Here is a 9,302-nt window from a genome sequence, read left to right on the forward strand (position 1 = left end):
CATTATTTATCTCATTATATACAACCAGCCTGTTTTAACTGCATCGTCTACTTCAAGAACATAGTAGTAAGTACCTACCGGTAGCTTTTCCCCTCTTCTTACAGTACCATCCTGGTTTGCTGTACCATCCCAGTCGTTTTGATAACCCGATGTTTTGTATACCGGTGAACCATACCTATTGTACACCGAAAGCGTATTATTTGGATAGTACTCTATACAATCTATCCTGAAGGTATCGTTAGCACCGTCTCCGTTTGGTGTAAACTCGTTATATACTGTTAAGCACGACGGTTCTACCCAGGCTATAGCTTCATTATTATCTATTTGGCTGTCAATAGGGTTGGATCCAACTATAAAGGCAACATTGTTATAATCTCCTCCAAACAATACCTGAGTAACTACCTGTAATACTGCCGATTCTCCCGGTCCAAGTGACGGTATAACCCATATACCGCTAACCTCATTATAAGTACCCTGTGTTACTGTAGAATCAACATAATCATAACCGCTTGGTAACTGCTCACTTACCTCAAGATCAATAAAGGTACTGTTCCCCTCATTTGTCACTGTAATGGTAAAAATAACATTTTCACCGATAAGCGGATTAAAATTGTTAACAGATTTAGATATCGTTAAATCAGAACAGCTTACCACATCTACATCAAGTAATCCTTCGGTAGTTCCGGCACACCCGTTAGCATCTGTATAAGAAACACTTATACTTCCTTCTCCAAGAGACAACCATACTACAGTAGCAGTATTATCTGTAGCAGTACCTCCGCCAACTATTATACCTCCATCAACTGTCCATACATAGTCGGTCATTCCGTCTTCGGTAGTATAAACCGTATCAGTACCATAACATGTCCTTGGATCGGGTGTCGATATTGTTGCTGTAGTATCACCATTAATATTAACTGTAACTGCAAGTCTTACTAAACTTTCACAGCCTCCGTTTATGATCGAAGCATAATATACTCCTCCATCAACAAGTTCAGTATCATCCGGTAGTGGCGCTCCTCCTGTTGGAGATGAGTACCAAATCACTCCGGTTTGGTTCACCTGAATATCGGCTACTGTTGGCATATCACCTGCACAGAAATCCTGAGTAGTATCTGTAGTTGTTGGTGTTATACCATCGTTTACATTAACTGTTATTGCAAGCCTGTCAATACTTTCACAACCTGCTGCATTCACATAAGCAGCATAGTAAGTCATACCGTCTATCAATGCTGTTGAAGCATCCAGAGGACTTCCGCCTGTCATAGAAGTGTAGAATATAGTTCCTACAGGTGATACCTGAATATCAGCAATTGTTGGCATATCTGCTCCACAGAAATCCTGAGTTGTATTTGTAGTTGTTGGTGTAACACCTTCATCTACCGTTACTGTTACAGCTAATCGTATTAAGCTCTCACAACCTGCTATTGACTGTACCGATGCATAGTATGTAGCTCCCGAAACCAGAGCCGTTGCAGCATCTACCACGTTACCACCTGTTGCAGCATCATACCATGTAACTCCGGTTTCGTTCACCTGAATATCGGCTACTGTTGGCATATCAACCGCACAGAAGTTTTGAGTAACATCATCTGTTGTAGGTGTTTCACCACTATCTACTGTTACTGTTACCGCTAACCTTACCGAGCTTTCACATCCACTGGCATCGGTTATACCGGCGTAGTAAGTCATACCGTTTACAAGCGCTGCCGTATCCAGTATTTGTGTACCTCCTGTAGCTGCCGTGTACCAAATTACTCCGGTTTCATTCACCTGAATATCGGCCACTGTAGGCATATCTACAGCACAGAATGTTTGCGCATCACTGTTGGTCGTTGGCGTAGTACCATTGCTCAGGGTAACAGTAATTACTAACCTTACAGCACTTGCACAACCGCTAACAGGGTCAATCATACTTGCATAATAAGTCATTCCGTCTACCAGTTCGGTTCCTGCTGCAATTGCAGTACCTCCCGTTGCTGTATTGTAGAATGTAATACCTGTTTGGTTTACCTGTATATCATCTATAGTAGGGTTATCCACACTACAAAATGTCTGATTAGCTTCTGTAGTTGTTGGCGTCATACCATCGTTTACATTTACTGTAACCGCTAGTCGTACCGAACTTTCACAACCGTTTGCATCGGTTAAGCTACCGTAGTACGTCATACTGTCTGTAAGAGCAGTTGTATCCGGCAACAGATTACCATCTGTTGCAGCATCATACCAAACCACTCCGGTTTCGTTCACCTGAATATCGGCTACCGTTGGCATATCCACAGTACAGAAATCCTGAGTTGTATTTGTGGTAGTTGGTGTAGGTGCATCGGTTACATTTACTGTTACCGCTAACCTTACCGAACTTTCACAACCAGAAACAGGGTCGGTTAGGCTCGCGTAGTACACCATTCCATCTATGAGCGATGCCGTGTTCGCGACCACAGTGCCTCCGGTTGGGGAATCATACCAAACAACTCCAGTCTCATTCACCTGTATATCGGCTACTGTAGGTGCATCCACCACACAGAAGCTTTGGTTTATATTATTTGTAGTTGGTGTAGCAGCATCATTCACATTTACTGTTACTTCCAATCGTACTGAACTTTCACATCCGTTTACCTCATCGGTTAAACTTGCATAGTACATACCGCTTACTAAGGCTTCGGTATTTGCTATTACGTTACCGCCTGTTGCAGCATCATACCACACTACTCCTGCCTCGTTCACCTGAATATCGGCTACTGTTGGCATATCTGCCTCACAGAAGTTTTGGGTAGCATTTGCTGTAGTTGGTGTAGGTGCATCGTTTACATTTACTGTAACGGCTAATCGTACCGAGCTTTCACAACCACTTACCGCATCGTTTAAGCTGGCATAATAAACGCTTCCGTCAGTAAGAGCTGTTGTAGCAGCAAGCATGTTACCTCCTGTTGCAGCATCATACCAGGTTACTCCTGCCTCGTTCACCTGAATATCAGCAATTGTTGGCATATCTGCCTGACAGAAATCCTGAGTAGCGTTTGTGGTAGTTGGCGTAGCAGCATCATTTACATTTACTGTAACGGCTAACCTAACTGAGCTTTCACAACCTGAAATAGGGTCTGTTAAACTTGCATAGTACATACCACTCACTAAGGCTTCGGTATTCGCTATTACATTACCACCTGTTGCAGCATCATACCAAGTTACTCCTGCTTCGTTCACCTGAATGTCGGCAACTGTTGGCATATCTGCCTGACAGAAGTTTTGAGTAGCATTTGTTGTTGTAGGTGTAGCAGCATCGTTTACACTTACTGTAACGGCTAATCGTACCGAACTTTCACAACCACTCACCGCATCAGTTAAGCTTGCGTAGTACATACCACTCACTAAGGCTTCGGTATTCGCTATTATATTACCACCTGTTGCAGCATCATACCAAACCACTCCGGCTTCGTTCACCTGAATATCAGCAACTGTTGGCATATCAACCTGACAGAAATCCTGAGCAGCATTTGTGGTAGTTGGCGTAGGTGCATCGTTTACATTTACTGTTACCGCTAGTCGTACCGAACTTTCACATCCGCTTACCACATCGGTTAAGCTGGCATAGTATACACTACCATCTGTTAGAGCTGTAGCAGCAGCAAGCATGTTACCGCCTGTTGCGGCATCATACCAAACTACTCCGGCTTCGTTCACCTGAATATCGGCCACTGTTGGCATATCAACCTGACAGAAGTTTTGGGTAGCATTTGTAGTAGTTGGCGTTGGCGCGTCGTTTACATTTACTGTAACGGCTAATCGTACCGAACTCTCACAGCCTGAAACAGGGTCTGTTAAGCTGGCATAGTATACACTACCATCTGTTAGGGCTGTTGTATTAGCAACCACACTTCCGCCTGTTGCAGCATCATACCAAATTACTCCTGCCTCGTTCACCTGAATATCGGCTACTGTTGGCATATCTACCTGACAGAAGTTTTGAGTAGTATTATTTGTAGTTGGTGTTGGCGCATCGTTTACATTTACTGTAACAGCTAATCGTACTGAACTCTCACATCCGCTTACCACATCGGTTAAGCTGGCGTAGTACACCATACCATCTGTAAGAGCTGTTGTATTAGCAACTACACTTCCGCCTGTTGCAGCATCATACCAAACTACTCCGGCTTCGTTCACCTGAATATCGGCTACTGTTGGCATATCAACCTGACAGAAATCCTGAGTAGCATTTGTAGTAGTTGGTGTTGGCGCATCGTTTACATTTACTGTAACGGCTAATCTAACCGAGCTTTCACAACCTGTTACTACATCTACCAGTGCTGCATAGTAAACAGATCCGTCTACCAATAAATCAGTATCTCCAAATGCAGTACCTCCCGTTGCAGCATCATACCAAACTACTCCGGTTTCGTTTACCTGAATATCGGCAACTGTTGGGGCATCGACCACACAGAAGTTCTGAGTGGCATTTATTGTAGTTGGTGTAGCAGCATCGTTTACATTTACGGTAATTTCCAGCCTATCTGCGCTTTCACAGTTGTTAACTGTTTCAAACTGGGCTGCATAATATACTCCTCCGTCTACAAGAGGGGTAGTATCTGCAAGTAGTACACCTCCTGTTGCAGCATCATACCATCTGATATTTACTTCATTAACCTGAATATCGGCAAGAGTTGGTGCATCCACCACACAGAAATCCTGAGTTGCATTATATGTAGTAGGTGTAGCTACCGGATTTATTAAACAAGGATCACATATTGTACCTGTGTTATCATAATTATCATTGTAGTAATCGTCTAATATGAAAACATCTGCAAAGTAGTTATTAAAGTCACCGCTTGCCATACCCGGATCGGTTGACTGCGGGTCGGTATCGTTATTAAATAACCTTATACCATCGGCACAACAAGTACTGTTTGGCAGTACGAATGTGAACAGCAACAGTTCATCTCCGGCTACAAAGTCGAAAGCCGAACCATCTGTAGCGATAGCGTGATAATCGTTTGCAGAATCTGCCGCCGGGGCATACACCTGAGAAGCATCCAGCCATACACCGCCATTAACCGAAGTTATGACTAAAACCTCATCATCTACAGAAGCCGGTAAAACAACCGCTATCTGGCTACCTGCTGCCACAAAGAAATCACTTGCCGAGAAGTTAGGCATAGCATACACTTCGTAAGTACAGGTTGAAGGGTCAAACCTTACTGTAAAATCTATTGAAGGGTCTACCGTACAAGCCGGACTTGTGGGGTTAGGATCACAAGGATTTAGAGGATTACTGCCTCCTGTAATCTCATCACCGTCATTAATACCATCACCGTCACTATCCGGATTTGTAGGGCTTGTTCCTATTGAAGCTTCCTGAGAATTTGTTAATCCGTCACTATCGCGGTCACAAGGCCCCGCAGCCATACTAGGATCACAAGGGTTTAACGGATCGGTTCCGTCTGTTACCTCATCACCGTCTGTAATACCATCTCCATCGGTATCTGCCAGAGTAGGGTTAGTTCCTAAAAGGGCTTCCTCTGCATTGGTAAGACCATCACCATCCCTGTCACATAACGGACTGTTAAGATTAGGGCTACATGGATCCAGCGGATCTGTACCGTTTGTTATCTCGCTACCATCATTTATACCATCTCCATCTGTATCCGGATTTGTTGGATCTGTTCCATATACTGTTTCCTGAGTATTATTAAGATTATCGCCGTCCTGATCACAGGCTCCGGCAGATGAATCGGGTACACAAGGGTTTGTATCATCGGGATCAGTTCCGAAAGGAGAACCGTCACCATCGGCATCTGTTGGACAACCTCCTGTTGGTACAGGGCTACAAGGATCTAAGGGGTTACTACCTCCTGTTACCTCATCACCGTCGTTTATACCATCACCATCGGTGTCGGGAAGAGTTGGATCTGTACCTATAAGTGCCTCTTCAGAATTGTTAAGTCCGTCACCATCCTGATCACAGGTAGCAAAATTGGCATTAGGTACACAAGGATCATTATCATCGGGGTCGGTTCCTTCCGCTACCCCGTCACCATCATTATCTACTATTCCACACGATGTACCTGAATTATTATAATTTACACCATAGTAGTCCTGAAGGTCAAAAACATTACCTACATAGTTGCCGAAATCGGCACCATTCATTCCGGTATCAGACGGACCCGGATCTAACGAATTGTTATACAGCCTAACATCGTTTACACAGCCCATAGCTAATGTAAACCTGAAAAGCAGCAATTCGTCATTAGCCACAAGATCTACGGTAGAACCGTTTGTGGCTACACCATGGTAATCACTGGCAGAGTCTGCTCCGGGAGCATACACCTGCGAGTTGTCTGACCACGGCCCTCCGTCTACAGTTGTGATTGAAAGTGCACCATCATTAACTACAGCAGGAACTACTACCGTTATTTGGCTACCACCCGCGAGGAAAAAATTGGCCTGAGTAAAATCAGGGCGGGCATACACTTCATACATGTTCGTTGCCGAAACATATTTAAGGGTAAGATCTATTTGCTGCGAATGCAAATATTGTGTGGAAAACAATATTCCTCCGAGCAATAATATTTTAAGTAGAAAACTTCTCATATGCAATTGGTATATAATTAGAAATAATTTGTGCGTAAAGTGGAATTCCTCTCCCGGTATTCCACTTTATTGGGGGATCTGCTCTATCATGTTATTATAGTTGTTTAAATTTCCTGTATTTAGCGGGTATGTTATTACTGAATTTTGCATTACCTGTCTTTCATTTCCGGAACCATCATACTTAATCGTACCGTCCATGTTTATATCTCCCGATAGGTAACCTTCTGCATTGAAGTTCAATACCTGTCCTGTATTATTGGAGTCTGAAAGCACCTGGCTTCCCATGGTTTGCCTGTCGTTATTTACTCCGTCATACTTAATCTTGTTATCGTAGTTTGCATTTCCTGCAAATAGTGCCTTACCTGTATAGCCTGTCATATCTACATCATACATTGCCACATTATCAGGGCTGGTTGATAAATGATAGGTATTGGCATCACTAAGAGAGGTAAAATCTATCGCAGCCAGTCCCATAGAAGCTGTTATAGGGTTTGCTGTCATGGCTCCAAAATGATTGCGGTGTTTTACTGCTACATAAAATGTTTGTGGTAATGAAGTAATTCTTAAAGCTCCGCCTGTGGCAGCATCTACCACATCACCGTCTCTTTGTACCAGTGCCGACATTGTTTTAATTACCTCTGTATCATCTAATGGGTTTCTTATTTCAATAAATACCCAGTCTACCACTGCGTCGCCTGTTCCGTCATTCGCATTAAGAACTGTAGAGTTTGTAGTTTCATCTCCGGTATTGTTCACGTGGGTAAACCTTGCGTTAAGAGTACTGCTGTAAGGCTGTTCTTCCGGAATATGCCCTCCTGTTCTTAAATCGTCGCGCATAAGTCCGTCTGAAGTACCCGATAATGCTCCGTGAAGCATCATTTTTATATTAAGTGTAATATCACAGTTTGTGGTTAAGGTTACCGCTACAGCAAAACGCGATGTACTCACACAGCCATTTTCGGTTATTTCACCATAATAGGTAGTGCTGGTTACAAGTGCATCTGTACTTGCGTAGGCCGTACCACCACTAGCCTGATTGTACCAGGTAACATTACTTTCGTTAGCCGATAAACTGGCTACTGTAGGGGAGTCATATCCACAGAAAGATTGTGATACACTACCTGTTGGAGCTGCCGTACTGTATACATTTACTGCAACAGCAAGCCTTGACGTACTCACACAACCGTTTGCAGTTATTTCTCCGTAATATGTAGTACCGTTGCTAAGAGCATCTGTACCGGCATAAGCTGTACCGCCAGTTGCCTGATTATACCAGGTTGTGCTACCTTCAACCGTAACAAGATCACCCACTGTAGGGCTGTCCTGTGAACAGAAGTTTTGAGTAGCATCTCCCGTTGGTGCTGCTGTAGTGTATACATTAGCTGTAACCTCAAGTCTTGACGTACTCACACAACCGTTTACTGTTATCTCTCCATAATAAGCCGTTCCGTCACTAAGGGCAACAGTACCGGCATAAGCTGTACCACCAGTTGCCTGATTGTACCAGGTAACGTTACTTTCGTTAGTCGATAAATCGGCTATAGTAGGACTGTCCTGTGAACAGAAATCCTGAGAGGCACTACCAGTTGGAGCTGCTGTAGTATATACATTAACCGCCACGGCCAACCTTGTGGTACTAGGACAGCCGTTTAGGGTAATTTCTCCGTAATATGTAGTGCTGTTAGTTAAAGCATCAGTACCGTTATAAGCTGTACCGCCACTTGCCTGATTGTACCAGGTAACGTTACTTTCGTTAGTCGATAAATCGGCTATTGTAGGGGTATCCTGAGAACAAAAATCCTGAGTAGTGTTTGATGTTGTAGGCGAAGCCGTTGTGTTTAAAGTTACCGTAACTTCCAGTCGGCTTGTACTAACACATGTACCTGATTCGATAGAACCATAATAGGTTTCACCGCTAACCAATGCATCAGTGCCCGCATAAGCCGTACCGCCACTAGCCTGATCATACCATACAACACCTGCTTCATCTACTACAATATCTGCAACCGTAGGGCTATCTATAGTACAAAATGCCTGAGCTGCATCTCCAGTTGGGGCAGGTATATTACCTACATTAGCTGTTACTGCCAGCCTTGAAGTACTCACACAACCGTTTGCGGTTATTTCTCCGTAATAAATTATTCCGTCGCTAAGGGCGTCATTACCAGCATAAGCGGTACCGCCACTTGCCTGATTGTACCAGGTAACATTACTTTCGTTTGTAGCTAAATCAGCTACTGTAGGGTTATCCTGAGTACAGAATTCCTGAGTTGCAAAACCGCTTGGTGCCGGTGTTGAATATACGTTTACGGTTACCGCAAATCGTGAAGTACTCACACAACCGTTAACAGTTATTTCTCCATAGTAAACCGTTGTATTAGTAAGGGCATCGCTACTTGCGTAAGCAGTACCGCCACTTGCCTGATTGTACCAGGTTGTACTGCCTTCAACCGTTACAAGATCACCCACTGTAGGGCTGTCCTGTGAACAGAAGTTTTGAATAGCATCTCCCGTTGGCGCTGCTGTAGTATGCACATTTGCCGTTACTGCAAATCTCGAAGTACTTACACATCCGTTTGCGGTTATCTCTCCGTAATAAATTGTTCCATCGTTAAGGGGATCAGTACCAGCATAAGCAGTACCGCCACTTGCCTGATTATACCAGGTTGTACTACCTTCAACCGTTACAAGATCAGCTACCGTAGGGCTGTCCTGTG

General features: G+C 43.8%; 2 protein-coding genes. Both read right to left on the bottom strand.

Annotated elements, in window-relative coordinates; genetic code table 11:
* Nucleotides 1-6 precede the first annotated feature (6 nt).
* The gene (locus GN157_RS10755) at nucleotides 7-6,585 is read right to left on the bottom strand and encodes an Ig-like domain-containing protein (protein WP_157483397.1); all 6,579 of its coding nucleotides are present in this window, start codon (nucleotides 6,583-6,585) and stop codon (nucleotides 7-9) included.
* A 66-nt stretch (nucleotides 6,586-6,651) separates the two neighbouring features.
* Nucleotides 6,652-9,302: Ig-like domain-containing protein (locus tag GN157_RS17845; RefSeq protein WP_449404249.1), on the bottom strand; the 2,651-nt coding region annotated here is incomplete at its 5' end.

This window comes from Flavobacterium rakeshii (genome assembly GCF_009741375.1).
Classification (GTDB): Bacteria; Bacteroidota; Bacteroidia; order Flavobacteriales; family Flavobacteriaceae; genus Flavobacterium; species Flavobacterium rakeshii.